We start from the raw sequence: 25,123 nt of genomic DNA on the forward strand, positions 1-25,123 counted from the left end.
TTATCGTTTGTGACCGGTGTCGAGATGACGCTCCATGAAGAGCGAATAGCGCGACATGCCGAAGCAGAAGATCCAGAAGACGAAGCCTGCAAACACGTAGCCCGTGACCGGCGTCACCGGCGTCGACCAGTTCGCATCCGCCTGATTGAGCGTTACGATGCCGAGAAGGTCGAACATGCCGATGATCGACACGAGCGAGGTATCCTTGAACAGGCCGATGAAGGTGTTGACGATGCCGGGAATGACGAGCTTCAGCGCCTGCGGCATGATGATCAGACGGATTTTCTGCCAGTAGCTGAGGCCGAGCGAATCGGCGCCTTCGAACTGACCCTTCGGAATGGCCTGCAGGCCGCCGCGAATGACTTCCGCCATATAGGCCGACGAGAAGAGCGACACGCCGATCAGCGCCCGAAGCAGCTTGTCGAAGGTCCAGCCGACCGGCAGGAACAAGGGCAGCATGACGCTGGCCATGAACAGAACCGTGATCAGCGGAATGCCGCGGATGACCTCGATGAAGACAACGCAAAGCATCTTGATCACGGGCAGGTTGGAGCGTCGCCCAAGCGCCAGGATAATGCCGAGCGGCAATGAGACCGCGATCCCAAAGAAGGACAGGATCAGGGTGATCATCAGACCGCCCCACAGCTGCGTTTCCACATGCGGAAGGCCAAAGCCGCCGATCAGCAGGAAGAACGACACGACGGGAAGGACGATGAACAGCGCCAGCGCATTCCAGCCCTTGAAGGGCACCTTCGGAATGAGCATGGGGATCAGGAGAATGACGAACAGCGCCATCACCAGCAGGGGGCGCCACCGTTCTTCATACGTGTAACGACCGAAGATGAACTGCTGGAACTTGGCGCTGACGAAGGCCCAGCAGGCGCCCGATTGGCCGTCGGGAAGCACACCGCCCTGCGAGACGGTGGCGCAGGCCTTGCGATCGACACCGGTCCAGGTGGCGTCAATGAACAGCCATTGCACCAGCACCGGTACGATATAGGCAAGAAGCGCCAGCGCCAGAATGGTCAGCACCGTGTCCTTGGGCGTCGGAAACAGATTGAGACGAAGCCAGCGGGTGAGGCCTCCCTGGCCGGTGGGCGCCGGCAAGGGCGGGTTCATCTCCTGGCGAACGAATGCGGATTGATTGATCGTCATCTTATCTCTCCACCAGAGCCATTTTGCTGTTGAACCAGTTCATGAGCACGGCGGTGCTGACCGAAAGCGACAGGTAAATGACGAGCCAGAGCGTGACGATTTCGACCGCCTGACCGGTCTGGTTCAGCATGGTGCCGCCAACGGCGACCACATCGGCAAAGCCGACGGCCACGGCGAGCGACGAGTTCTTGGTGAGATTGAGATATTGGCTCGTGAGCGGCGGAATGATGATGCGCAGCGCCTGCGGGATGACGATGAGACGCGTCGTCATGTTGCCGCGCAGGCCAAGCGCGCTTGCCGCTTCCGTCTGGCCTTTCGCGACCGCCTTGATCCCGGCACGCACGATCTCGGCGATGAAGGACGCGGTGTAGAAGGAGAGGGCGAGATAGAGCGATATGAATTCCGGCCCGACGACCGATCCGCCGGTCAGGTTGAACTTGCCGGCCACGGGATATTCGAACGACAGCGGTGCGCCGAGCGCCAGGAAGGTTACGAGCGGCAGACCGATGATCAGCAAAAGGGCGGTCAGGCCGGACGGATACTGCTGGCCGGTCTTTTCCTGGCGCAGGCGCGCCCAGCGGCGGATCACCAGCGAAAGCACGATCGCGACGACGAGCGCGACGAGAATCAGCCAGGCGCCGCCGCCCCACAGCGGCTTGGGGAAAAACAGGCCGCGATTGTTGAGGTAGGTGCCAAAGGGCAGCGCAAGCGAGGCGCGCGCCTGCGGCAGGATCGCGATGACGCCCTTGTACCAGAAGAAGATGACGAGAAGCGGCGGGATGTTGCGGAAGATTTCCACGTAGATCTGCGCCAGCTTGGCAATCAGCCAGTTGCTGGACAGCCGTGCAATGCCGACGATGAAGCCGATGATCGAGGCCGTGATGATGCCGATGATCGCCACTTCGAGCGTGTTCAAAAGGCCGACCAGCAGCGCGCGTCCATAGGTCGAATCACTGGAATAGTCGATCAGCGTCTGGCCGATGTCGAAGCCAGCGCGGCCTTTGAGAAAGTCGAAACCTGAAGCGATATTGGCGCGATTGAGGTTGGTGATCGTGTTGTTGACGATAATCCAGACAAACAGGCCAAGAATGGCGACCGTCAGGACCTGGTAGAAGATGCCGCGCGCCTTTGGGTCGTACAAAAGCGACGAGCTGCCGGATGATGTCGGCTTCTCCGATGGTAGTGCGTTGCCTGCCATAGGCACTTTTCCCTCTTATACGCTCTTTGCGAGCTTTTTGCCCTCATGGGGTGCTGCTCGGGAGGCGGGGTCGCCGCCTCCCGGCATAAGTCCTGCCTGTCGCGCGATCAGCGGATCGGCGGAGCGTACTGGAGGCCGCCCTTGTTCCACAGGGCGTTCAGGCCGCGCTGGATCTTCAGCGGGGTGTTCGGGCCGACGTTGCGTTCAAACACTTCGCTGTAATTGCCGACGAGCTTGATGACGTTGTAGGCCCAGTCGTTGGTCAGGCCGAGGTCGGTGCCGATCTTGGTGCCTTCTTCGTTGCCGAGCATGCGCTTGACGTCCGGGCCGCCCTTGGTCTTCATCTCGTCGACATTCTTCGAGGTGATGCCGAATTCTTCAGCATTGACCATGGCGTAGTGAACCCAGCTCACCACGTCGAACCACTGGTCGTCGCCCTGGCGGACGGCCGGTCCAAGCGGCTCCTTGGAGATGACTTCCGGCAGAACGATGTTGTCATCCGGGTTCTTCAGCTTCAGGCGCATGGCATAGAGGCCGGACTGGTCGGTCGTGTAGACGTCGCAACGGCCGGCGTCGTAAGCAGACGTCGCGTCAGCTTCCTTTTCGAACACGACCGGGTTGTACTGCAGGTTGTTGGCCTTGAAGTAGTCGGCCAGGTTCAGTTCGGTCGTGGTGCCGGTCTGAACGCAGACGGCAGCGCCGGACAGTTCAAGCGCCGACTTGACGTTCAGGCCCTTCTTCACCAGGAAGCCCTGGCCGTCATAGTAGTTGACGGTGCGGAAGTTGAAGCCGAGCGAGGTGTCGCGGCTGACCGTCCAGGTCGTGTTGCGCGTCAGCACGTCGATTTCGCCGGACTGCAGGGCCGGGAAACGGTCCTTGCTCGACAGGGCGACGAACTTTGCCTTCTTCGGGTCGCCGAAGACGGCAGCAGCGATGCCGCGGCAATAATCAACGTCGATACCCGACCATTCCCCCTTGTCGTCCGGGTTGGAGAAGCCCGGAACACCCTGGCTTGCGCCGCATGTGACAAAACCCTTGGCCTTGACGTCCTGGAGCGTGCCGGCGGAAGCGGCAGAGGCAGCACCCAGAATTGCCGCGCCAATTGCGGCGGACAGAAGCGTCTTTTTCATTTTCCCAACCTTTATCTCTTGTTTTTTGATAGACCTGAAGCCCCATTGCCGATCCCTGATCAGCAACGACAGGCCGCCCGCAAGGCCTCCCGAGACGAGCTGCTTTATCACAGTCGGAAATATGTGCAGGGGTCAAGTCTTGCACTTTAATTTAGCGCCTCAAATTAGACAAATTGCCGTGGGTAGATGATATATTAGGCAGAGTGCAGGATTTTGTGCGGTCCTCTGCCTAAACGCGCGACATTGAATGGCGTTGTAGCGCATAGGTAGCAGGCTGCGCCCCTGCCGGGCTTGACCGGCGCAAGCCTTGCCTTCAAGACTTTGGCCCTCGTCAATACGAAGGCCGCAATTTTCCATGAAAAACAAAGAGACCCTTTTCGCCGGTGCCGGCGACAACACCCGCCTTGCGCATCTCGGACACGATCCGATGAGCTATCACGGGTTTGTCAATCCGCCGGTGGTGCATGGCTCCACCGTTCTTTTTCCCGACTGCAGGACGATGGAAAGCCGGGATCAGAAATACACCTATGGCACGCGCGGCACGCCGACGACTGATGCGCTGTGCGATGCGCTCAACGCGCTCGAGGGGGCGGCCGGAACGGTCCTCGTGCCCTCGGGTCTTGCCGCCATCAGCGTGCCGTTCCTGGCTTTCCTGTCGGCGGGCGACCATGCCCTGATCGTCGATTCGGTCTACACGCCGTGCCGGCATTTCTGCAATACGATGCTGTCGCGTCTCGGTGTCGAGGTGGAATATTACGCCCCCGGTATCGGCGGCGATATCGAGGCCCTGATTCGGCCCAACACCCGCCTTATCCATACCGAATCGCCCGCATCCAACACGTTCGAGATGCAGGATATCCGCGCGATTGCCGATGCCGCCCACCGGCACGACTGCGTCGTCACGCTGGACAATACCTGGGCAACGCCGCTTTATTTCCGCGGTCTGGATTTTGGTGTCGATGTCATCATCCATGCCACGACCAAGTATCCCTCCGGCCATTCCGATATCGTGATGGGATCGGTTTCCGCCAATGCCAAACACTGGCCGCGCCTGCATGAGGCGACGATGACGCTTGGCATCTGCGGCGCGCCGGACGACGCCTACCAGATCCTGCGCGGGTTGCGCACCATGGGCGTGCGCATGGCGCATCACCAGAAAAGCGCGCTCGAGATCGCCCGTTGGCTCGAGGGGCGCGCGGAGGTGGAGCGCGTGCTGCATCCTGCCCTCGAAAGCTTTCCCGGCCACGCCCTGTGGAAGCGCTACTTCAAGGGCGCGTCCGGTGTGTTTTCCTTCGTGCTGAAGGCCGATGGTGCGGAGCAGTTTCGCGCCAAGGCGCATGCTTTCCTGGATGCGCTTGCGATCTTCGGGCTCGGCTATTCCTGGGGCGGCTACGAGAGCCTGGCGGTGAAGGTCAATCTCGGTGACCGCACGATTGCCAAGGCGCCGTCCGAAGGGCCTGTGATCCGGCTGCAGATCGGGCTTGAAGACGTGGCCGATCTGCAAAAGGATCTGGAAGCGGGATTTGCAGCCGCAGCCGGCGTCTGATCAGAGGCCGGCGTCATAGCCATAGAGCCAGTCGAGATCCGCCGCAAGCGCTTGCGGCGGACGCAGGGCCAGCACCATGTCGCGCCCGAGACGCAGCGGCCCGCGCACGTGATAGGCAAAGCGGTTGAAGGCGCCACGGTTGCGAACGCGTGCGATGCGTGCCCGGCGCACCGATTCGTAAGTCGACAGCGCATCGGCAAGAACGGGCGTCATGGCGAGCCGGGCCGCCAGTTCCCAGCCGTCCTCGATGGCCATGGCTGCCCCCTGGGCCGCAAACGGCATCATGGCATGGGCGGCGTCGCCCACCAGAACCACATCGCGGCCATTGTGCCAGCGTCCGTCGCTCACCTGATAAAGCGGCCAGAATTTTCCCGATTCCATGCCGGTCAGCAGCGACAGGATCTGCGGATGCCAGCCCTTGAACTGGCGCAGCAGCATGCGCTTCTGTTCCAGGCTTGCATGCACTTCCCAGGTCTCGCCGGGGCTGACGCCGCTTGCGATGGCGACGACATTGAAGCCGCCCGCTTCGCGCAGCGGATAACAGACCAGATGGCAGGATGGTCCGACATAGGCTGTCACCGCCTGCGGCATCAGGAAGGCCGGGGCCTTTTCCGTCGGCACGGTAAAGCGCCAGGCGACGTTGCGGGAAAAATCCGGCTCCGGCGCGTTGGCAATTTCCTCGCGCATGCGCGACCAGACGCCATCGGCGCCGATGGTGACGTCTGGCGTTGCGCCGACCACGCTCGCAATGGATTGACGCCAATCGGCGCCGATGCGTATGCCCAGATGCAAGCGGCACAGCGGATTTTTGTCGACCGCCGCCTGAAGTCCCCGCTGCAGGGTTGCCCGGTGCATCACCCCGTAAGGCGCGCGCCAGCGCTCGCGTGCGAACCGGCCGGCCGGCACATGCGCGAGCTGGCGCAGCGACTTGCCCGACGAGATCGCGATACGCTCCGGCTCTGTCCAGACGGCCTCCAGGTCGGCAAGTACGCCGAGACGCGCCAGAATGCGGCTGGCATTGGGCGAGATCTGTAATCCAGCGCCCACTTCGGCCAGATGCGGTGCCTGTTCGATGATGTCGGACCGGATGCCGCGTGCGGCAAGTGCCAGCGCCGTCGTCAGACCGGCCATGCCGGCGCCGACGATCACTGCATGTGTGATGGCCATGGCCGTATCGGTTCAGGCGGCTTTGACGTGGAAGGTGCAGCCGGCCGGAATTGTCTGTTCGGCTTTCAGCGTCGGATTGTAGCGGTAAAGCGTCGAGCAGTAGGAGCAGACTTTCTCGTTGTCGTCGCCCATGTCGATATAGATATGCGGATGGTCGAAGGGCACGTTCGCCCCGGTGCACATGAATTCCTTCACGCCCACCTCAATGAGGCGATGTCCACCGTCGTTCTGGAAATGAGGGATACCGTGACCGGCCATGTTGAACTCCAATGCTTGCGATGTGCGCCGACATTATAGAGGCATGCCGTGAAAGTGTAGGGGGAAACAGCCGGCAGAAACGTGATTTTGTCACCTTGCCTGTTCAGGCAGAGCCGGACATGGCCTATGGTCGCGCTCTTCGAAAGGAAGCCTGCCCATGAACCTCAACGCACCTGATTTTTCCACGTTTACCCACCAGAACCTGCAGCTCGCCTACTTTGACGCAGGCAATGCGGATGGCGAGCCTGTGCTTCTGATTCATGGCTTTGCCTCCACCGCAAACGTCAACTGGGTCTATCCCGGCTGGCTGAAGACCCTTGGCGAGGCCGGCTACCGGGTGATTGCCATCGACAACCGGGGCCATGGCGCAAGCGACAAGCCGCGTGATCCCGAAGCCTACCGTCCTTCCGTGATGGCCGGCGATGCGATTGCGCTGCTTGATCATCTCGGCATCGATCAGGCGCATTTCATGGGTTATTCGATGGGCGCGCGCATCTCGACCTTTGCCACGCTCGCCCATCCTCGGCGGGTCCGTTCGCTCATTCTCGGCGGGCTGGGTATCGGGATGACCGATGGGGTCGGCGACTGGGATCCGATTGCCGATGCGCTGCTTGCGCCATCGCTCGACGATGTCACCCATGCGCGCGGACGCATGTTCCGGGCCTTTGCCGACCAGACCAGGAGCGACCGTGAGGCGCTTGCCGCCTGCATTCGCGGATCGCGCGACCTCGTCTCGCGCGAGGATATCGGCCGCATTGCCGCGCCGACCCTGATCGGTGTCGGCACCAAGGACGACATTGCCGGCTCGCCGCAGGACCTGGCGGCACTGATGCAAAATGCCCGCGCGGTGGATATTCCCAACCGCGATCATATGCTGGCGGTCGGCGACCGGGTGTTCAAGGCTGCCGTTCTCGACTTTTTAGAGAGCAGCGCCGGGTAAGCGCCGCCCGCTTTGCGCCGGCGTTGGTGTTTTTGAAAGAATGTTCTATATACGGGCCTCTGCGTACACGAGGATACTGCCATGTCGGCACGCACTGAAATTCGACCCCGGGAGCCGATCGCGTCGGTTGACCCGATCTGGGATACATTGCGGCACGAAGCGCAGACCAGTGCGGAGCGTGATCCGCTGCTGGCGACATTCCTCTATTCGACGGTGCTCAATCATGGCTCGCTCGAGGAGAGCGTGATCCACCGGATCTGCGAGCGGCTGGATCATCAGGATCTTCAGGCGGTGCTTTTGCGCCAGACCTTTGAGGAAATGCTGAGCGACTGGCCGGAATGGGGCGCCATCCTGCGCGTCGATATCCAGGCCTATTACGACCGTGATCCGGCCTGCCTGCGCTTCCTGGAACCAGTTCTCTATTTTAAGGGCTTTCATGCCATCCAGACGCACCGGCTTGCCCACTGGCTGATGAAGCGCGACCGTCGCGATTTTGCCATGTATCTGCAAAGTCGCGCCTCTGGCGTGTTCCAGACCGATATCAATCCGGCCGCGCGCATCGGAAAGGGCATTTTCCTCGATCACGCCACCGGCTTCGTGGTCGGCGAAACGGCGGTCATCGGCGACAATGTCTCGATCCTGCACGGCGTGACGCTGGGCGGCACGGGCAAGGAAGGCGCCGACCGCCATCCGAAAATCGGCAATGGCGTCCTCATCGGGGCAGGCGCCAAGATCCTCGGCAATATCGAGATCGGCCACTGCTCGCGCGTGGCGGCCGGTTCCGTGGTGCTGAAGCCGGTGCCGCCGAAAACCACCGTTGCCGGTGTGCCGGCGAAAGTGGTGGGAGAGGCCGGGTGTTCGGAACCCTCGCGCCTGATGGACCAGATCCTGCGCTCGGAAGACTGACCGGCGTCTGACACCCGATTTGGCGCCCCGGGCTTGATCGGGGCTCGCGGACGTCTATGTCGCAGTGTCGAGGCTTTGCCGGGCGCTTGATACGCAGTGCGCGCGCCTCGTCGGGCGGATCAGGGGGCGGATCATGGGACGGATCATGGAGACACGTTCTTTACTTTCGCCTTTGTCCCATGCCAAAAGCCCCGCAATGAGAACACTGACGGAGAGACAAAAGTGAAAGCCGATGAAATCAAGAAGCTCGACGCCTACTTCAAGCGGGTGTTCAACCCCACGATGAGCGTGCGTGCGCGGCCCCGCAAGGACGATTCGGCCGAGGTTTACGCCGGCGACGAGTTCCTTGGCGTTGTCTATGTCGATGACGAGGACGATGAGCGCTCATACAACTTCTCGATGGCCATTCTCGACGTCGATCTCTGATGACCGCATCGGCCTGACAAGCAGTTTACAGGCCGACAGGCGTGACCATCGGGACGGTCCAGATCACAAGTTCGAAAACGGCGGGCGCCTTGCGACCCGCCGTTTTTCATGGGTTTTGGACGAGATTTTTGCCAATGCGCAAATGGCCGCCGCGGCATTCGGTCGTAGCGGGCTTCTTCGCGCCTGCGATACGATTCCGCTCTTGACTTTTGCACTGCGGAATCATTCCATCAGCAAATGGGAATACACCCATAGGAGGCGGAAATGTTCAATCTCGATGAAGCCAGCCGGAAGAACAAGGAAGCAGTCGACGGGCTGCTGAAAAACTATGCCGAGGTGACGAAGGGCTTTCAGGCCATCGCATCGGAAACCGGCGAATATTCCAAGAAGTCGATACAGGAGCTGACCAGCTTCCTGGAGCAGCTGCTGGCTGTTCGCAGCATCGAAACCGCATTCGAGCTGCAGAGCAAGTTTGCCAAATCCGCCTACGAGGGCTTCGTGGCGGAAGCGACCAAGATCGGCAGCCTGTATGCCGATCTCGCCAAGAGCGCCTACAAACCTTACGAGCTGCCGGCGACGCGGGCAACGGCCGTGGTGGTGTCGAACGCCGCCTGAGCCCGGCTGCAGGTCGCACCGAGGCTTTTGAGGGTTAAAAAGAACCGGTTGCGTTCCTGGCGCAGCCGGTTTTTGTTTGTGAGGCCCGAGGCAATGGCGTTAATTTCCCGCCCGATCGGCCTCTTCACGCGGAATAGTGATTGCGCGTTGACGCGAGGGGCTTAAAATCGGCGTTCAGCGAACTAGATAAGTGCTTCTGATGTCCGGCTCCGGCTGTTCGTTCGGACGAGCCGTCGGACTGTTGGGGAATGATAGAAAGATGATCGCATTGCCGATCTACATGCAAGACGAGAAGGACGGACAGGGAGACGGCGGCAATCGCGGCACCTCGGTCATTACGCGCACCAAGGCCAAAACGAAAAAGCCCAATCTCTACCGCGTGCTTCTGCTGAACGACGATTACACGCCGATGGACTTCGTCATTCACATTCTGGAGCGTTTTTTCCAGAAGGACCGCGAAGCGGCCACCCGCATCATGCTGCACGTTCACAATCACGGTGTCGGCGAATGTGGGGTCTTTACGTACGAGGTCGCTGAGACCAAGGTGAGCCAGGTCATGGATTTTGCCCGCCAGCACCAGCACCCGCTGCAATGTGTCATGGAAAAGAAGTGAGGAACCGACGTGCCAACATTTTCGCCTAGTCTCGAAAAGGCGCTGCATCAGGCACTGACCTTCGCCAATGAGCGGCACCACGAATATGCTACCCTGGAACACCTGCTCCTGGCCTTGATCGACGATGCCGATGCCGCTGCCGTCATGGGAGCCTGCAATGTCAATCTCGACGTCCTGAAAAAGACCGTCTCCGATTACGTCGATAACGAACTCGCCAACCTGATCACGGGCTATGACGAGGATTCCAAGCCGACGTCCGGCTTCCAGCGCGTCATCCAGCGCGCCGTCATCCACGTGCAATCGTCCGGTCGCGAGGAAGTGACCGGCGCCAATGTGCTCGTGGCCATCTTTGCCGAGCGCGAAAGCCATGCGGCCTATTTCCTGCAGGAGCAGGAGATGACCCGCTATGATGCGGTCAACTACATCAGCCACGGCATCGGCAAGCGCCCCGGGGCCTCCCAGGTGCGGCCGCCGCGCGGTGCCGAGGACAGCGATGCGGATGCAAAGCCCGGCCGCGAGCAGGAAGAAGGCTCTGCCAAGAAGCCACAGGATGCGCTGAAGGCCTATTGCGTCAATCTGAACGAGAAGGCCGTCAACGGCCGCATCGACCCGCTGATCGGCCGTCACTCGGAGGTCAACCGCACCATCCAGGTGCTGTGCCGCCGCTCGAAGAACAATCCGCTCTATGTCGGCGATCCCGGTGTCGGCAAGACCGCCATTGCCGAAGGCCTTGCCAAGCGCATCGTCGAAGGCAAGGTGCCGGAAGCGTTGGCCGATGCCACGATCTTCTCGCTCGACATGGGCACGCTGCTTGCCGGCACGCGTTACCGCGGCGATTTCGAAGAGCGTCTGAAGCAGGTCGTCAAGGAACTGGAAGAGTTTCCGGGCGCCGTGCTGTTCATCGACGAGATCCACACCGTGATCGGCGCCGGTGCGACATCCGGCGGCGCCATGGATGCATCGAACCTGCTGAAGCCGGCGCTGTCATCCGGTGCCATCCGCTGCATCGGGTCCACCACCTACAAGGAATACCGCCAGTTCTTCGAAAAGGACCGGGCACTCGTGCGCCGTTTCCAGAAGATCGACGTCAACGAACCGTCCATCGATGACGCCATCGAGATCATGAAGGGGCTCAAGCCCTATTTCGAGGACTATCACAAGCTGCGCTACACCAACGAGGCGATCAAGGCCGCGGTGGAGCTGTCGTCGCGCTACATTTCCGACCGCAAGCTGCCGGACAAGGCGATCGACGTGATCGACGAGACGGGGGCGGCCCAGATGCTGCTGCCGGCGTCGAAGCGCCGCAAGCTGATCACCGAAAAGGAGATCGAGGTCACCATCGCCACGATGGCCCGCATTCCCGCCAAGACCGTCTCCAAGGACGATGAGGCGGTGCTGGCCAACCTGGACAAGGAACTGCGCTCGGTCGTCTACGGTCAGGATGCCGCCATCGAGGCTCTCTCGACGGCGATCAAGCTGGCGCGTGCCGGTCTGCGCGAACCGAACAAGCCGATCGGCTCCTATGTCTTCTCCGGCCCGACGGGCGTCGGCAAGACGGAAGTCGCCAAGCAGCTTGCCTCCTCGCTCGGGGTGGAACTGCTGCGCTTTGATATGTCGGAATACATGGAGCGGCACACGGTCTCGCGTCTGCTCGGTGCACCTCCCGGCTATGTCGGTTTCGACCAGGGCGGCCTTCTGACGGATGGGGTCGATCAGCATCCGCATTCGGTGGTGCTGCTCGATGAAATCGAAAAGGCGCATCCCGACATCTACAACATTCTGTTGCAGGTGATGGACCATGGCTCGCTCACCGACCACAACGGCAAGAAGATCGACTTCCGCAACGTCATCCTGATCATGACGACGAATGCGGGCGCGTCTGAAATGGCCAAGGCCGCCATCGGTTTCGGGTCGTCCAAGCGCACCGGCGAAGACGAGGAGGCGCTGAACCGTCTGTTCACGCCGGAATTCCGCAACCGTCTCGATGCAACGATCCCGTTTGCGCCGCTGCCGACCGAGGTCATCCATCAGGTCGTACAGAAGTTCGTCATGCAGCTGGAAAGCCAGTTGTCTGAACGCAACGTGACCTTCGACCTGCATCAGGGTGCCATCGCGTGGCTCGCTGAAAAGGGCTATGACGAGCGCATGGGGGCACGCCCGCTGTCGCGCGTCATCCAGGAGCATATCAAGAAGCCGCTCGCCAACGAGATCCTGTTCGGCGCGCTGCGCAAGGGTGGCGTCGTCAAGGTGACGGTCGGCAAGAAGCCGGACGGCACCGAAGGGCTGCTTCTCGAATCGATTGCCGAGGCGGCACCCGTGAAGCCGAAGCCCGAAGCGGAGGTGGAAGCCGTCGAGGATGGCGAAGCGTCGTCCAAGGCAAAGCCGGGCAAGGTGAAGGACGATCCGAAGTCGGCACCGCCCAAGGGCAAGGCCATCAAGGCCAAGTCTGACGCGGAGACAGACGTGCTGACCGAGGACAAGGAAAAGCCCCGCAAGGGCTCGACCGTTCCACGCGTGCCGAAGTCGAAATGATCGGTCCGATCTGACAATCCTGTGCCGGGGCTTTGATGAAAGCCCCGGCATTGCCTTTTCTGCATGCCGGTCGATTGCGAACGGCAATTCCGGACGGATCGATGCTCTCTTCTCAAGCTGACGCGCGTTCCAGCGTCTCCTGGTTCTTCACCGGCATGCGTGGCATCACGTCGCTGCCGGCGCTCATCCTGATGACATCCTTTGTCGGCTTCAGCGCCTTTGCCCTGGAATCGGGCATCACCCGCAGCCAGGCCGTGTTCATGACGCTCGCCGTCTGGGCGCTTCCGGCCAAGATGATCCTCATCGGCACCATGGTGGGCGGTGCGCCGATTGCGGCGAGCTTTCTTGCCGTGACGCTCTCCTCCATCCGCATGATGCCGATGGTCGCCTCCATCATGCCGGATATGAAGAACGAAAAAAGCCCGACCTGGCTTCTGCTGTTTCTTTCGCATTTCGTTGCGATCACCTCCTGGGTGTTTGCCATCCAGCATCTGAACGACGTGCCGCGCGACAAGCGTGTCGCCTATTTCGCCGGCTTTTCGATCACGCTGACGCTGATCAATGCGGTGATCGTCGGGGTCTGCTACGGGATCGTGGCGCAGTTTCCGCCTATTGTCGCGGGATGCCTGTTCATGCTGACGCCGGTCTATTTCTTCGCCTCGATATGGGCCTCGGCACGCCATTCGGTGGTGAAACTGGCCTTTGTCATCGGCGTGGTGATGGGACCGGCCATGGCGCTGATCGAGCCGAAATTCGACATTATCTATGCGGGCATCGGCGGCGGAACAGTCGCCTATGTCATCGACCGCTTTTTCGTGCGCCCGCGCCGCGCCGCGCCACGCGCCGCCGGGCTGGAGGACGGCCCGTGAACGGCGATATCTGGTGGTGGACCTATCTTGTGATCATCGTCGCGGGCTGGCTTGCGACGGATCTCTGGCGTTGGCTGGGCGTTCTTGTCGGCAATCGTCTGGATGAAGATTCCGAGGCGCTGCACTGGGTGAGGGCGGTGGCCACGGCACTGGTGATGGCGGTGACGGCAAAGCTTGTCGTCTTTCCGACCGGCGCGCTTGCCGGCTCGCCGCTCTGGCTGCGGCTCGGGGCCCTTGGCCTCGGCTTTGGCGCTTTTCTCGTTTTCGGACAGCGCGTGATCGTCTGCGTCGTCGTGTCGATTGCGGCCCTGTCGGCAGGCTTGCTGCTGCTTTGAATTCTTCCGGTCTCTGTCGGCAAAGGGCGGCGATCAATGGGGAAAGTGAGCTTCCGGGAGCGTCAGACAACCATCAGATGTTTAAAGATGGCGCAAGGCATCCCGGGTAAAGACCGAGAGCGGCTGCGGCAGGTCGTCGGGCGAAAACCAGCCCATGGCCGAGAGCTTGTCGGGCTCGGTCAATTGCGGTTCGCCGGAAAAATCGGAGGTAATGTAGATCATCGACAGCCAGTGCTGGCGGTCGGCCTCGATTCGCTGCTCGCTGATGCAGAGAAAATCGACCTGGCCAATGGAGAGGCCGGTTTCTTCTTCGGCCTCGCGGCGTGCCGCCTCGGCCGAGTGTTCCATGTGGTCGATCTTGCCACCGACGATGTTCCAGAAACCTGCCTCGGGCGCCTTGACGCGCTTGTAAAGGAGGATGCATCCGTCGTCACGGCGGATCACAAGACCGGCTCCGACGCCTGGAAAATCAGATCCCGGCTTTGGCGACATTGGCTTTTCAGCCCTTGGCGCCGGCAACGATCAGCATGAAGGCAGGGATGTCGTCGCCGAAGCCGACAGGCGTCGGACCGTCATCGTGGTCGCGGTGATGCCGCTGGCGGCGTTCGCGCTGGTCGTCATTGGCCGGGTTCTGCTGGCGCACTGCATTGCGCGCACCGTGCTGGGGCCTGCGGTTATCCGCCTTGTGTTGCTCGGTGTTCACGATGTCCGTCCTTGCTTCAATAGGGGTGATCGCTTCTTCGATGACGACGGGGGCCTCAACGGGGCGGGCCTCCGCCTTCGGAACTGCGGACCGTCTGCCGCGGCCCCGATCCTTGTCGCGATCACGGCCCTTGGAGCGGGGGCGGTCGCTTTCCTGGCTTTCCATCGGCGCGGGAAGTGCCGAAATGTCGCCGTTCAGCCATTCGATCTTGTTGCCGATCAACTTCTCGATGGCGTCGAGGAATTTGGTGTCAGACTTCGTCACCAGCGTGAAGGCGCGGCCGGAACGGCCGGCGCGACCGGTGCGGCCGATGCGGTGGACATAATCCTCCGCATGGATCGGCACGTCGAAATTGAACACGTGGCTGACGTCTGGAATATCAAGACCGCGAGCGGCAACGTCGGAGGCAACCAGAAGGGTAATTGCATTGGCCTTGAAGCCGGCCAGCATATCGGTGCGCGAACGCTGGTCCATGTCGCCATGCAGCGCGCCAACGGAAAAGCCGTGGCGCTCGAGCGAGCGGAACAGATCGGCCACGTCCTTCTTGCGGTTGCAGAAGATGATGGCGTTCTTCAGGTCGTCCTGGGCGCGGATGAGATCGCGCAGGATAGCGCGCTTCTCGTAATCCTTGTTGTGGGAGGCCACGAGGCGCTGCGTGACGGTGAGCGCCGTCGAGGAGGGCTTGGCCACTTCGACGCGTTCCGGGTTCTGCAGGAAGCGATCGGCCAGCTTCTGGATTTCCGGCGGCATGGTGGCCGAGAAGAACAGCGTCTGGCGGGTGAACGGGATCATCTTGGCGATGCGTTCGATATCCGGGATGAAGCCCATGTCGAGCATGCGGTCGGCTTCGTCGATGACAAGGATTTCAACGCCTGTCATCAGAAGCTTGCCGCGTTCGCAATGGTCGAGCAGGCGGCCGGGGGTGCAGATCAGAACGTCTGCGCCGCGCTCCAGCTTGCGGTTCTGCTCTTCGAAGGAGACACCGCCGATGAGAAGGGCGACATTCAGCTTGTGGTTCTTGCCGTATTTTTCGAAGTTCTCTGCAACCTGCGCTGCCAGTTCGCGCGTCGGCTCTAGGATCAGCGTGCGCGGCATGCGCGCGCGGGCCCGTCCCTTTTCCAGAAGCGTCAGCATGGGCAGTACGAACGAGGCCGTCTTGCCCGTGCCTGTCTGTGCGATGCCGCAGATGTCGCGACGCTGCAGCGCATGAGGTATGGCGCCAGCCTGGATCGGCGTGGGAATGGTGTAACCCGCGTCGGTGACGGCAGAAAGGACTTTCTGGCTCAGGCCAAGATCAGCAAATGTGGTCAAAGAGAAAACTATTTCCGTTCCGGTTCACGAAGAACGCTGTGAGTCGGATCCGCTTGGCGTCCGACGATGGGCGCGACATAGGCGCAATAAGAGCCAAAGTCAAGAAAACAGCGCGTTTGCCTGCCGGATTGGTAAATCCGACTGCACTTACAGATCAGATCGGAACAGTTTTAGCTTATTTCAAGTAGGATGTCAGTTTCAGCCCCGCATTGAGGAAGTGGATGGGATCGATAGCGGCGCCATCGCGGCGCACCTCGTAATGGACATGCGGCCCGGTCGAGCGGCCCGTCGAACCGGCCCGGCCGATGATGTCTCCATTCGACACCAGATCGCCCTCGGACACCAGAATACGCGACAAATGGCCGTAGCGGGTGGTGATGCCATGGCCGTGGTCGATCTCCACCATGTTGCCATAGCCGCTGTAGTCGCCGGCGACGGTGACCCGGCCGGCGCCGGTGGCGCGCACGGTCGCGCCGGTTTCGGCATCGAAGTCGATGCCCGCGTGCAGGGCCAGCCGCCCGAGGAAGGGATCGATGCGGTTGCCGAAGCGGCTGGTGATATCGTGGCCGGGGGCAGGGTTGCCATAGGGCAGGCTCACAGCTGTCTGGCGCACGGTTTCAAGCCGCGTCAGGGCGGCATCCAGCTGGTCGAGCTGGCTGTCGAAAAGGTCGATAGCCGCCGGTTCGATAAACGGGCCGCCAATGCCGCCGTCCTCGTTCTTTGCGGCCTGCGGCGGCGGAACGGAGATCCCCGTGCGGCGCATGATCGACGTCATGGCATCGGTCGTTTCATCGGCGGTTGCCGTCAGGTCGCGAATGCGCGCCAGTTGCTCATGCTCGATGCTCCTCAGCGATTGCGTCACCTGGAGCAGGGCGCGCCCTGTCTTCTCGCCGGCGGTTTTTGCCGGAAGCGGCTGGTCGCGAAGCGGCAGGAAGCCGAGTTTTGCGCCCTTGCCGTCACGTTCGCTCGCCGGCGTGATCTCGGGCATGATCAGGCGTTCGATGGCTTTCAGCGCACGATTGCGCGCGGTGGGTTCGTCCGTCGTGATCGGCTGGTAGGCCTGGGCTTGTCCTTGCGCCGTCTGCACGGTCGTCTCGGTGGTCAGGCCCGACGCTTGCGCCCGCTGCAGGAGATTGCCGAGCTTGCCGTGCTGCGACAGCAGGGCATTCTGCTGCTCGACAAGCTGTTTCACCTTGTCTTCCACCAGTTGCTGGTCGATGAGCTGGCGCGAGGTGATGCGGTCGATCTGGGCGCGCAGGCCCGATATGCGCTCCTCGTAAGCCTGCCGGATACGGCTCTGGCGGGCGAGCGATCCACCGATCAGATCGTCACGCATCACCAGATAGGCAGTCGCGGCGAAATAGCCGATAGAGAGAATGATGAGCAGGGTCGCGCCGGCGGCCACCATCCAGGGGCGGATGGTCATGTGACGCACTCTGTCGCCGGATGCCAGGATGAGCACGGGTCTTGAGGCTTTTTTGCCAAAGACGCGATTGTCGCAAGCTGTTGCCACGCTCGTCCCCCAGCCAATCCCCAAAGCCGTCTACCATGGATAGATTAGAACCCGTTAAGGTTAATAAGGCGTTAATTTGGGGCGTTCAGGCGCTGCTGGTGGCGGTCAGGGCGCGGTAGAAGGAGGGTGTGAGGCCGGCTTCGGCGCGGGCGAGATCATTGAACGGAGGCTTGAGGGCGCCGCGGAAATTGGCGCGCACCAGGTCCTTGAAGGTTGCGGCCGGATCCTTGCGTTCCCGCGCGCAGAGAAAGCGGAACCACTTCGCGCCGATTGCCACATGACCCTTCTCGTCCGTGTAGATGACATCGAGCACGGCTGCGGTTTCATGATCGCCGGTTTCGCGCATCTTGGCCTGCAACGATGGCGTGACGTCGAGCCCGCGCGCTTCGAGGATCAGCGGCACGACGGCCAGCCGGGCGGTCAGGTCATTGCGGGTGGAATGGGCGGCCTGCCAGAGCCCGTCATGGGCCGGCATGTCGCCATAATCGGCGCCGAGATCGTTCAGCCGCTTGCGCACCATGCGGAAATGCTTGGCTTCTTCGAAGGCCACCTGCATCCAGCCGTCGAAGAAGGAATTCGGCACCGGCTCGGTTGCGTAGCGGGCAACGATATCGAGCGCCAAGTCGACCGCGTTGAGTTCGATATGGGCAATGGCGTGCAGGATGGCGATGCGGCCCTTGACCGTGTGCAGCGAGCGTTTTTCCACGAGCTTCGGCGGCACCAGATCCGGTTTGGCGGGGCGCCCCGGGCGGTCCGGCAGCGGCGGATCGAGCGGCGATCGCAGCGAAAGGCGCCGCTCGAACCAACGTGTCGCGGTCTGCTGCGCCAGTTCCGTCTTCACGTCGAGATCGGCAGACGAAATGGCAAGGATTGCACCGGCACGCAGCGACGATGCCGGCGGCAGCGGAGTTTTCGGCAGGTCTTCGGGTTGGTGCGGGGCCTCTGTCATGGCCCCGTCCTTGTCACAAGGCCTTCACCGCTTCAAGCACTTCCTGCGCATGACCTTCCACCTTCACCTTCGGCCAGACGCGGGCAATCGTGCCATCGGCTGCGATCAGGAAGGTGGAGCGCTCGATGCCCATATAGGTCTTGCCGTACATGCTCTTCTGTTTCCAGACGCCGTAAGCATTGGCCGCCACCTGCTCCTCGTCGGCGGCGAGAGCCACGGAAAGGCTGTGCTTCTTCACGAACTTGTCGTGCTTGGCGGCCGAATCCGGCGAAACGCCGATGACGGTGGCGCCCAGTTTTTCGAACTCGGCGGAGAGAGCGGTAAACTGCAGTGCCTCGGTGGTGCAGCCGCTGGTGTCGTCCTTGGGGTAGAAATAGACAACCACCGGCCTGCCCGCAAAGGCGGACAGGGTGATGTCACCGCCGCCATCGCGGGGAAGGGTGAAATCCGGAGCCGGCATGCCGCTTGTGAGGTCCGTCATAGTTTTCCTTTCTTTCGCCTGCATATGAGGTAAATGTCACCTTAATCGTTATATACTGGCGCTGCGTCGGTCCAGATCACCCCGGCCGACCGGTGGCATGAGCTTTGGAGAAAAATGGCGGAAATCAGAGGGGAAAAGGTCAGCTTCGGCCGCAAGGATATGGTCGCGCTGCATGAACTTCCCTCCGCGCAGGTGCATGATCCGCTGATCGTGCACTGCCCGCGCGACCGTTCGCGTGCGCAAGGCATCCTGCGCTTTTGTCTTCTGTTTCTCGCCCTTTGCGCCGGTGCCGTGATCAGCGGTTTTTTCGCCATCGAAACCGGCACGATCGATGGGGCACTGAATGCGCGCGCCCAAAGCGCGCTGTCCAACGCCATCGGCAACCGTTACAGCGCAACCGTCGGCTCGACGGCCATCCGCTTCGACCACGACTTCCGCCTGGCGCTGGAAGCCCGTGACGTGGACATTGTCGAAGTGGCGACCGGCGAGCATCTGACCCGCACCGCCGCCATCCGCCTTGCCATCGATCCTGTGGCGCTCCTCAGCGGCCGGGTCTCGATCCGCCGCATGGAAGCCGACAATATCTCGCTCGATACGGCGCTTCTGCCGGCCGGCGATCCGATGGATCTGTCAAAAACCCGCGTCGACCGCCTGCCGGCAGCGCTTGAACAGGCCTTCCAGCGCCTGGACGAGGCGCGCGGCATCATCGAGCGCACGGGGACTGCGCTCGTGCGCATCAACGGCATCAATATCCAGTTTCCGCCGAATCGCGAGGGTAAGGTCTCGACGCTTATCATCGATGATCTGAAGCTGGCGCTCACGCAGGAAGGCATGGTGGGGCTGACCGGGATCCTGGAGCTCGACGGCCGGCGCGCCAACCTCAATGTGCAGGCAACAGCGGTCAACGGCGTGACGCGGCAATTGACGGCGCATGTGGCCGGCCTCGACATGACGCCCTTCCTCCTGCAGCGGATGCCGGACGGTGAGCCGCGCGAGGGCCTGCAGGGTGCGATCGACCTTGATCTCAAGGCGACCCGTGATACGCAGGAAAACGAGCCCTCGATCGAGGCGAGCATTCACCACGCGCCGGGCTTCTTCTATTTCGACGGCGTCGGCCAGGAACTGTCCGGTGCGGAAGTTCACACGGCCTATGATTTTGCCCGCAACACCATCGAGATCCGCCCGTCGAAGTTCCGCTTCGGGCCGACTGTCCTGCCGCTGACCGGCGCGATCGTTGATCTCGATCGGCTGAATACCGCGGAAACGCGGCCCGGCTTCGGCATCAGCATGTTGATCAGCGGCGGCCATGCACAGGCGGCCAATGGCGGCGAACAGCCCGTCCTCTTCGATCTCAATACCACGGGCCGATATTTTTCCGCCGATCACGTGCTCGAATTCGATGACATGCAGGTATCGAGCCCCGCAGGCCAGATGGCGGGCGCGCTGAAGGTGCATTTCCCCGGTGTCGTTTCGCCGGAAATCAGTTTTGGCGCGCAGTTGCCCCGCATGGATGTGGCGGGTGTCAAGCAGCTGTGGCCGTTCTGGATGGCGCGCAAGGCCCGCGACTGGGCCGTGGCCAACATGTTTGGCGGCACCGTTACCAATGGGTCGATTTCGGTCTTCATTCCGGCAGGCCGGATGCATGGACCCGGCATCCCGCTGCAACTGGACAGCAACGAACTGAGGATCGCGTTCGACATTGCCGATACGAGGCTGACGCTCCCGGGTGATCTTGCCCCTGTGCGCGACCTTGGCGGCCATGTGGAGGTGCAGGGCGCGCGCGTCGACGTCGGGGTCCGCAAGGCTGCGTCCTATTTCCCCTCCGGGCGCCAGGTCGTGGTCGATGAGGGCCGGTTCGTCATCGAATCCACCTATCGGCAGCCGTTGATGGCGGATCTGTCGCTCAACGTCACCGGATCGGCGGATGCGCTGGCCGAACTTGCCAGCTTCAAGCCCATCGACGGGCTTAAAAACCTGTCGTTCAAGCCGGACGATTTCAAGGGCGATGCCGAGGCGGCGGTGACGGCACGGTTCGGCCTGGTGGCATCGCAAAATCCGCCGAAACCTGCGTTCAGTGCCAAGATCGATCTGCAGGGCGTCGATGTCGGCCAACCGATTGCCGGGCGAAAGATCGGCAATCTGGAGGGGGATCTCGACATTGACGGCAGCGCCGCCCGGCTGTCCGCCAAAGGCACCATCGATGCGGTTCCCGCCCAGATCAAGCTGGTCGAGCCGATTGGCAAGACATCCAACGTGGCGCGCGACCTGCTCGTGACGACGACGCTCAGCAACGAGCAGCGCGACAAGCTGGCGCCGGGTCTTTCCGACATCGTCAGCGGACCGGTCGGTGTCGAGGTGAAGCGCATCGATGATGATCGCCAGAGCGTGAAGCTCGATCTTGCCGCTGCCGTTCTATCGGTGCCGGGGATCGGCTGGAGCAAGGGCAGCGGAATTCCGGCGACCGCCACGTTTGAGCTCAGCGAGAAGGACGGCAGCGCCGATATTCACAAGCTGGACGTCAGCGGCGATGGCTTTGGCGTGCGCGGCGATCTGAAAATGGGAACGGGTGGGCTGGTCTCCGGCGATTTCTCGCAGGTTCAGCTGTCGCCTGCCGATGATCTTGCCGTGTCTGTGCGGCGATCCAAGGGACTCTACGATATTTCAGCCTCCGGCAAAGCCGCAGATTTGCGCCCTGTCCTGCAGCAGATGCGTGCGCAGGGCGGTTCCGGTGCCGGTGGCGGCGGTGACAAGGCGTCAAGCAGCGTGCGGGTACGCGCCAAGCTCGACCGGGTCATCGGCTTCAATGACGAGAGCCTCGGGAATGTCGATTTCTCGCTCACCCTTCGCGCCAGCAAGCTGCGCCAGGTGGATCTCAACGCCGTGACCGGCAGCGGACAGGCGGTGGTGGCCCAGACGGCGGCCGGTGCCGGCGAAGGCGGCGAAACGATCACGCTCACCGGTGGCGATGCCGGCGCGCTCGTGCGGTTTGCCAATCTCTATGATCATATGCGCGGCGGCTTGCTCAATATCCGGCTGAACAACGAAGCAGCGGGTGACATGAGCGGTTCGGTCGATATCCGCAGCTTCTCGCTGGTCAATGAAAACCGCCTGCAGTCCATCGTCTCGACGCCGGTCGGCGAGGATGGGCGAAGCCTCAATGCGGCGGTGAAGCGGGATATAGACGTCAGTTCGGAAAAATTCCAGCGTGCCTTTGCCCGCCTCGTCTATCGCGGGGGAGCGTTGTCCGTGGAAAACGGCGTGGTGCGCGGCGAACAGATCGGCGCTACCTTCCAGGGCATGCTGCGCGATGCTGCAGGGCGCATGGACATGACCGGCACCTTCATGCCGGCCTATGGCCTCAACCGGCTGTTTGCCGAACTGCCGATCATCGGTGCCATCCTCGGCAATGGCCGCGACCGCGGTCTGCTCGGCATCACCTTCAAGGTGGCCGGTCGTTTCGACCAGCCGAAACTGACGGTCAACCCGCTGTCGATCATCGCGCCCGGCGTCTTTCGCCAGATCTTCGAGTTCCAGTAAGCCCGCTGCCTTTGCAGCCATGTTTATGCGGGCAAACAAAAACCCGGCAGATGGCTGCCGGGTTTTCCGTTCGGGATGGCGGTGGTTGCTTCAGGCTGGGCGCACCAGAATATGCTTCTTCTTGCCGAGCGACAGCTTGATCACGCCGTCGCCGGTGACTTCACCCGCGCCGATCAGCTTGCGCTCGTCGGCCACCGGCTGGTCGTTGATGCGCACGGCACCGCCCTGAACGTGGCGGCGCGCTTCGCCGTTGGAGGCGGCAAGGCCTGCCTTGACGATCAAGGCGAGGAGGCCGATGCCGGCCTCCAGTTCTGCCGATGCCACCTCGATCGAGGGCAGGTTGTCGGACAGCTGTCCTTCCTCGAAGGTCTTGCGGGCCGTCTCGGCCGAGGCTTCGGCGGCCGCACGGCCATGCAGGATCGCGGTGATTTCGGTCGCCAGGATCTTCTTGGCCTCGTTGATTTCCGAGCCGCCGAGGCTTGCGAGCTTCTTGATCTCGTCCATCGGCAGCGTCGTGTAGAGCTTCAGGAAGCGCTCGACATCACCGTCCTCGGTGTTGCGCCAGTACTGCCAGAAGTCGTAGGCCGACAGCAGGTCGGCGTTCAGCCAGACGGCGCCGGAGGCCGACTTGCCCATCTTGGCGCCGGACGAGGTCGTCAGGAGCGGCGAGGTCAGGGCGTAAAGCTGCGGCGTGCCCATGCGGTGGCCAAGATCGATGCCGTTGATGATATTGCCCCACTGGTCGGAGCCGCCCATCTGCAGACGGCAGTCGTAGCGCTTGTTGAGCTCGACGAAATCGTAAGCCTGCAGGATCATGTAGTTGAATTCGAGGAAGGACAGCGATTGCTCGCGGTCGAGCCGCGTCTTCACGCTGTCAAAGGACAGCATGCGGTTGACCGAGAAGTGGCGCCCGACGTCGCGCAGGAATTCGAGGTAGTTCAGGCCGCGCAGCCATTCGGCATTGTTGATCATCAGAGCGCCGCCCTTCGGGCCCGCCTCGTAGTTGAGGTAATGGGCAAAGCAGCGCTTGATCGAGGCGATGTTCTCCTCGATCTTGTCGACGGTCATCAGCTGGCGGGCTTCCTCCTTGAAGGAGGGATCGCCGACCATGCCGGTGCCGCCCCCCATCAGGGAGATCGGCTGGTGGCCGGTCTGCTGGAACCAGTGCAGCATCATGATCTGGATCAGGCTGCCGACATGCAGGCTCGAGGCCGTCGGGTCGTAACCGATATAGGCCGTCACCGTCTCTTTCGCCAGCAGGTCATCCAGCCCGGTTTCGTCGGAAACCTGGTGGATGAAGCCGCGCTCGTCGAGGGTGCGGAGGAAGTCGGATTTGAACCTGGACATGATCGATCTCTGGCAGATGTTGCTTTGTGAGGATTGGCTCTTGCGTGCCGCGCCTCTAGCACTCTTTGCCCGGATAATCACTTCAAAAGTTGACGCGCGCGGTTCTGTCCAGGCGCATAAGGGGGCGACGTTGCCAGCCTATCGCGGCGACGGATGCGAATTTTAGCGTTTTGTTTGCGTTGCACATTGAAACGAACCCATGCTGCACTGTATCAAAACGACGGAGGTGGCATTATTCGCATAGCGATGGGCCGGCCTTGGCCGCAGTGCCCCTTCGGCTTTCGGGACCCGTGACCTGCGGAGGATACCGTTATTTCGGAGGCTCGGAAGCAGCGATGGTAACCGTTCCTGCGCCCGCTGGATGGCGAAGGCGTCGAGACATGGAGGAAGGACGAGGGTTATGAACGGCGCCGACTTTTTCCTCGTCATGAATTTCTTCATCGCGATGTCATTTGCCGTGGTGTTCATCGTCGTGTCCACCCGTAGCCGGTCGCGCGAAGCCGCCCGGTGGTTTGCCGCAGGATTTGCGGTTGCCTCCCTGTCGGCGCCCGCAGAACTTCTGGTGGCGCATACGGACTTTGTGAGGTTCGGCGCCTGGCTTGCGTTTGCCACCGTCCTTGCCGGGCTTCTGCTGTTGCGGGTCGGTATCGGCAAGCTTTACGGGGCACCGGCCGACCGGGTGATGCTCGTCATCTTCTGCTGTGCGGCTTTGGCAACAGACGCCCTGATCTATCCCTTGCCGCGGGGCAGTCTGGGGCATGCGTTCCTCTACCAGATGCCCTTTGGCATCGCGCTCCTGTTCAGCGCGCTTGCGGTCATGCGTTCGCCGTATCGCGCCGCCGTCGACCGCGCTCTTCTGACGCTCCTTCTCGTCACCGCCGCGCATTTTCCCCTCAAGGCGGCCCTTGCGGTGATTTTTGGAGCCGGGGTGACGGCGAAAGATTATATCGGGTCCAATTACGCCCTGATTTCCCAGAGCATGACAGCCGTGCTGATGGTGATGACGGGGCTGATGCTGCTTGCCGTTCTGGTGCTGCAGATCATGGCGGACGAGCGCAGCAATTCCGAAGTTGATGCGCTGTCGTCGCTTTTGAACCGGCGCGGTTTCGACAATCACTGCGAACGCTTGCTGCGGCGCCAGCCCAATGGACCGTATGCGCTGATCCTGTGCGATCTCGACCACTTCAAGAAGATCAACGATACCTACGGCCATCTGAGCGGCGATTCTGTGATCAGCCTGTTCGGCCAGTTGCTGACCGCCAGCGCGCCTGACAATGCCATTATCGGGCGCATCGGCGGCGAAGAGTTTTGCGTGCTGCTGCCCGGGCAGATGGCGGATGCGGCGCTCATGCTGGCGCAGGCCCTGCGTGGATCTCTGGCCATGCAGGTCGTTCCCGGGCTGCCGCCGGCCTTTCGGGCAACTGCGAGTTTCGGCGTTTCCACCTTCAGTTCGTCCGCGGATCTATCGACGGCGCTGAGGCAGGCCGATCGCGCCCTTTACGAGGCAAAGGAGGCGGGACGCAATTGCGTGCGCCTCTATCGCCAGCACGCACCGATGACCCTGACGCTCGTCTGAGTTGGCTTTCGTCCTG

Annotated in this window: 22 protein-coding genes; 11 read left to right on the forward strand and 11 right to left on the reverse strand. The window is 61.9% G+C overall.

The window, feature by feature from the left end; translation table 11 throughout:
• The 3 genes from ACEXP3_RS22190 to ACEXP3_RS22200 form a co-directional block, all read right to left on the reverse strand.
• Nucleotides 1-1,155, reverse strand: coding sequence for an amino acid ABC transporter permease (locus ACEXP3_RS22190; RefSeq protein WP_377299395.1), 1,155 nt, complete (start codon nucleotides 1,153-1,155; stop codon nucleotides 1-3).
• 1 nt (nucleotide 1,156) lies between these two features.
• Nucleotides 1,157-2,353 (reverse strand): amino acid ABC transporter permease, encoded by a 1,197-nt coding sequence (locus tag ACEXP3_RS22195; protein ID WP_210105172.1) that lies wholly within the window; start codon nucleotides 2,351-2,353, stop codon nucleotides 1,157-1,159.
• Nucleotides 2,354-2,460: 107 nt separating this feature from the next.
• Nucleotides 2,461-3,483, reverse strand: coding sequence for an amino acid ABC transporter substrate-binding protein (locus tag ACEXP3_RS22200; protein ID WP_210105171.1), 1,023 nt, complete (start codon nucleotides 3,481-3,483; stop codon nucleotides 2,461-2,463).
• 355 nt (nucleotides 3,484-3,838) lie between these two features.
• Between ACEXP3_RS22200 and ACEXP3_RS22205 the strand changes: the two genes are divergently transcribed.
• A complete protein-coding gene (locus ACEXP3_RS22205; protein WP_377299396.1) occupies nucleotides 3,839-5,029 on the forward strand; it encodes a cystathionine beta-lyase in 1,191 nt (396 codons plus the stop codon).
• On the opposite strand, the gene ACEXP3_RS22210 is transcribed toward ACEXP3_RS22205, so the two are convergent.
• Nucleotides 5,030-6,196 carry an FAD-dependent monooxygenase gene (locus tag ACEXP3_RS22210; protein WP_377299397.1) on the reverse strand — a complete coding sequence of 389 codons (1,167 nt, stop codon included), beginning with the start codon at nucleotides 6,194-6,196 and terminating at the stop codon, nucleotides 5,030-5,032.
• A gap of 12 nt (nucleotides 6,197-6,208) precedes the next feature.
• On the reverse strand, nucleotides 6,209-6,454 hold the full coding sequence (locus ACEXP3_RS22215) for a zinc-finger domain-containing protein (RefSeq protein ID WP_210105168.1): 246 nt from the start codon (nucleotides 6,452-6,454) through the stop codon (nucleotides 6,209-6,211).
• Nucleotides 6,455-6,611: 157 nt separating this feature from the next.
• Here ACEXP3_RS22215 and ACEXP3_RS22220 point away from each other — a divergent pair, with 157 nt between their 5' ends.
• The 8 genes from ACEXP3_RS22220 (at nucleotide 6,612) to ACEXP3_RS22255 (ending at nucleotide 13,690) form a co-directional block, all read left to right on the forward strand.
• Nucleotides 6,612-7,394 (forward strand): alpha/beta fold hydrolase, encoded by a 783-nt coding sequence (locus ACEXP3_RS22220; protein ID WP_377299398.1) that lies wholly within the window; start codon nucleotides 6,612-6,614, stop codon nucleotides 7,392-7,394.
• 81 nt (nucleotides 7,395-7,475) lie between these two features.
• Entirely contained in the window at nucleotides 7,476-8,300 is an 825-nt protein-coding gene (gene cysE / locus ACEXP3_RS22225; protein ID WP_210105166.1) for a serine O-acetyltransferase, read from the forward strand.
• Between the two features lie 222 nt (nucleotides 8,301-8,522).
• Nucleotides 8,523-8,726, forward strand: coding sequence for a DUF3126 family protein (locus ACEXP3_RS22230; protein ID WP_210105165.1), 204 nt, complete (start codon nucleotides 8,523-8,525; stop codon nucleotides 8,724-8,726).
• Nucleotides 8,727-8,990: 264 nt separating this feature from the next.
• Entirely contained in the window at nucleotides 8,991-9,341 is a 351-nt protein-coding gene (locus ACEXP3_RS22235) for a phasin family protein (RefSeq protein WP_377299399.1), read from the forward strand.
• Between the two features lie 259 nt (nucleotides 9,342-9,600).
• Nucleotides 9,601-9,954 carry an ATP-dependent Clp protease adapter ClpS gene (gene clpS, locus ACEXP3_RS22240; RefSeq protein ID WP_210105163.1) on the forward strand — a complete coding sequence of 118 codons (354 nt, stop codon included), beginning with the start codon at nucleotides 9,601-9,603 and terminating at the stop codon, nucleotides 9,952-9,954.
• Between the two features lie 9 nt (nucleotides 9,955-9,963).
• Nucleotides 9,964-12,486, forward strand: a complete 2,523-nt coding sequence (gene clpA, locus ACEXP3_RS22245; protein WP_377299400.1) for an ATP-dependent Clp protease ATP-binding subunit ClpA — start codon at nucleotides 9,964-9,966, stop codon at nucleotides 12,484-12,486.
• A gap of 101 nt (nucleotides 12,487-12,587) precedes the next feature.
• Nucleotides 12,588-13,355, forward strand: coding sequence for an AzlC family ABC transporter permease (locus ACEXP3_RS22250; protein WP_377299401.1), 768 nt, complete (start codon nucleotides 12,588-12,590; stop codon nucleotides 13,353-13,355).
• Nucleotides 13,352-13,690, forward strand: a complete 339-nt coding sequence (locus ACEXP3_RS22255; protein WP_377299402.1) for an AzlD domain-containing protein — start codon at nucleotides 13,352-13,354, stop codon at nucleotides 13,688-13,690. Before ACEXP3_RS22250 ends, ACEXP3_RS22255 begins: the two co-directional genes overlap by 4 nt.
• 81 nt (nucleotides 13,691-13,771) lie before the next feature.
• Here ACEXP3_RS22255 and ACEXP3_RS22260 read toward each other — a convergent pair whose 3' ends face one another.
• From ACEXP3_RS22260 to bcp, 5 genes are all read right to left on the reverse strand, one after another.
• Nucleotides 13,772-14,182, reverse strand: a complete 411-nt coding sequence (locus tag ACEXP3_RS22260) for an NUDIX domain-containing protein (protein ID WP_377299403.1) — start codon at nucleotides 14,180-14,182, stop codon at nucleotides 13,772-13,774.
• Nucleotides 14,183-14,189: 7 nt separating this feature from the next.
• Nucleotides 14,190-15,704 (reverse strand): DEAD/DEAH box helicase, encoded by a 1,515-nt coding sequence (locus ACEXP3_RS22265; RefSeq protein ID WP_377299404.1) that lies wholly within the window; start codon nucleotides 15,702-15,704, stop codon nucleotides 14,190-14,192.
• Nucleotides 15,705-15,879: 175 nt separating this feature from the next.
• Entirely contained in the window at nucleotides 15,880-17,217 is a 1,338-nt protein-coding gene (locus ACEXP3_RS22270) for a M23 family metallopeptidase (RefSeq protein ID WP_377299405.1), read from the reverse strand.
• An 85-nt stretch (nucleotides 17,218-17,302) separates the two neighbouring features.
• Nucleotides 17,303-18,166: a ferritin-like domain-containing protein gene (locus tag ACEXP3_RS22275; RefSeq protein ID WP_377299406.1), complete on the reverse strand. Its 864-nt coding sequence runs from the start codon at nucleotides 18,164-18,166 to the stop codon at nucleotides 17,303-17,305.
• Nucleotides 18,167-18,179: 13 nt separating this feature from the next.
• Nucleotides 18,180-18,647, reverse strand: coding sequence for a thioredoxin-dependent thiol peroxidase (gene bcp, locus ACEXP3_RS22280; RefSeq protein WP_377299407.1), 468 nt, complete (start codon nucleotides 18,645-18,647; stop codon nucleotides 18,180-18,182).
• A gap of 114 nt (nucleotides 18,648-18,761) precedes the next feature.
• On the opposite strand from bcp, the gene ACEXP3_RS22285 reads away from it, so the two are divergent.
• Nucleotides 18,762-22,184 carry a hypothetical protein gene (locus ACEXP3_RS22285; RefSeq protein WP_377299408.1) on the forward strand — a complete coding sequence of 1,141 codons (3,423 nt, stop codon included), beginning with the start codon at nucleotides 18,762-18,764 and terminating at the stop codon, nucleotides 22,182-22,184.
• A 90-nt stretch (nucleotides 22,185-22,274) separates the two neighbouring features.
• On the opposite strand, the gene tyrS is transcribed toward ACEXP3_RS22285, so the two are convergent.
• Nucleotides 22,275-23,531: a tyrosine--tRNA ligase gene (gene tyrS / locus ACEXP3_RS22290; RefSeq protein WP_210105153.1), complete on the reverse strand. Its 1,257-nt coding sequence runs from the start codon at nucleotides 23,529-23,531 to the stop codon at nucleotides 22,275-22,277.
• Nucleotides 23,532-23,931: 400 nt separating this feature from the next.
• Between tyrS and ACEXP3_RS22295 the strand changes: the two genes are divergently transcribed.
• Nucleotides 23,932-25,107 (forward strand): GGDEF domain-containing protein, encoded by a 1,176-nt coding sequence (locus ACEXP3_RS22295; RefSeq protein WP_210105152.1) that lies wholly within the window; start codon nucleotides 23,932-23,934, stop codon nucleotides 25,105-25,107.
• The last annotated feature ends 16 nt before the right edge of the window (nucleotides 25,108-25,123 follow it).

The organism is Neorhizobium fuzhouense (assembly GCF_042611105.1).
In the GTDB taxonomy this organism is placed as follows: Bacteria; Pseudomonadota; Alphaproteobacteria; order Rhizobiales; family Rhizobiaceae; genus Neorhizobium; species Neorhizobium galegae_A.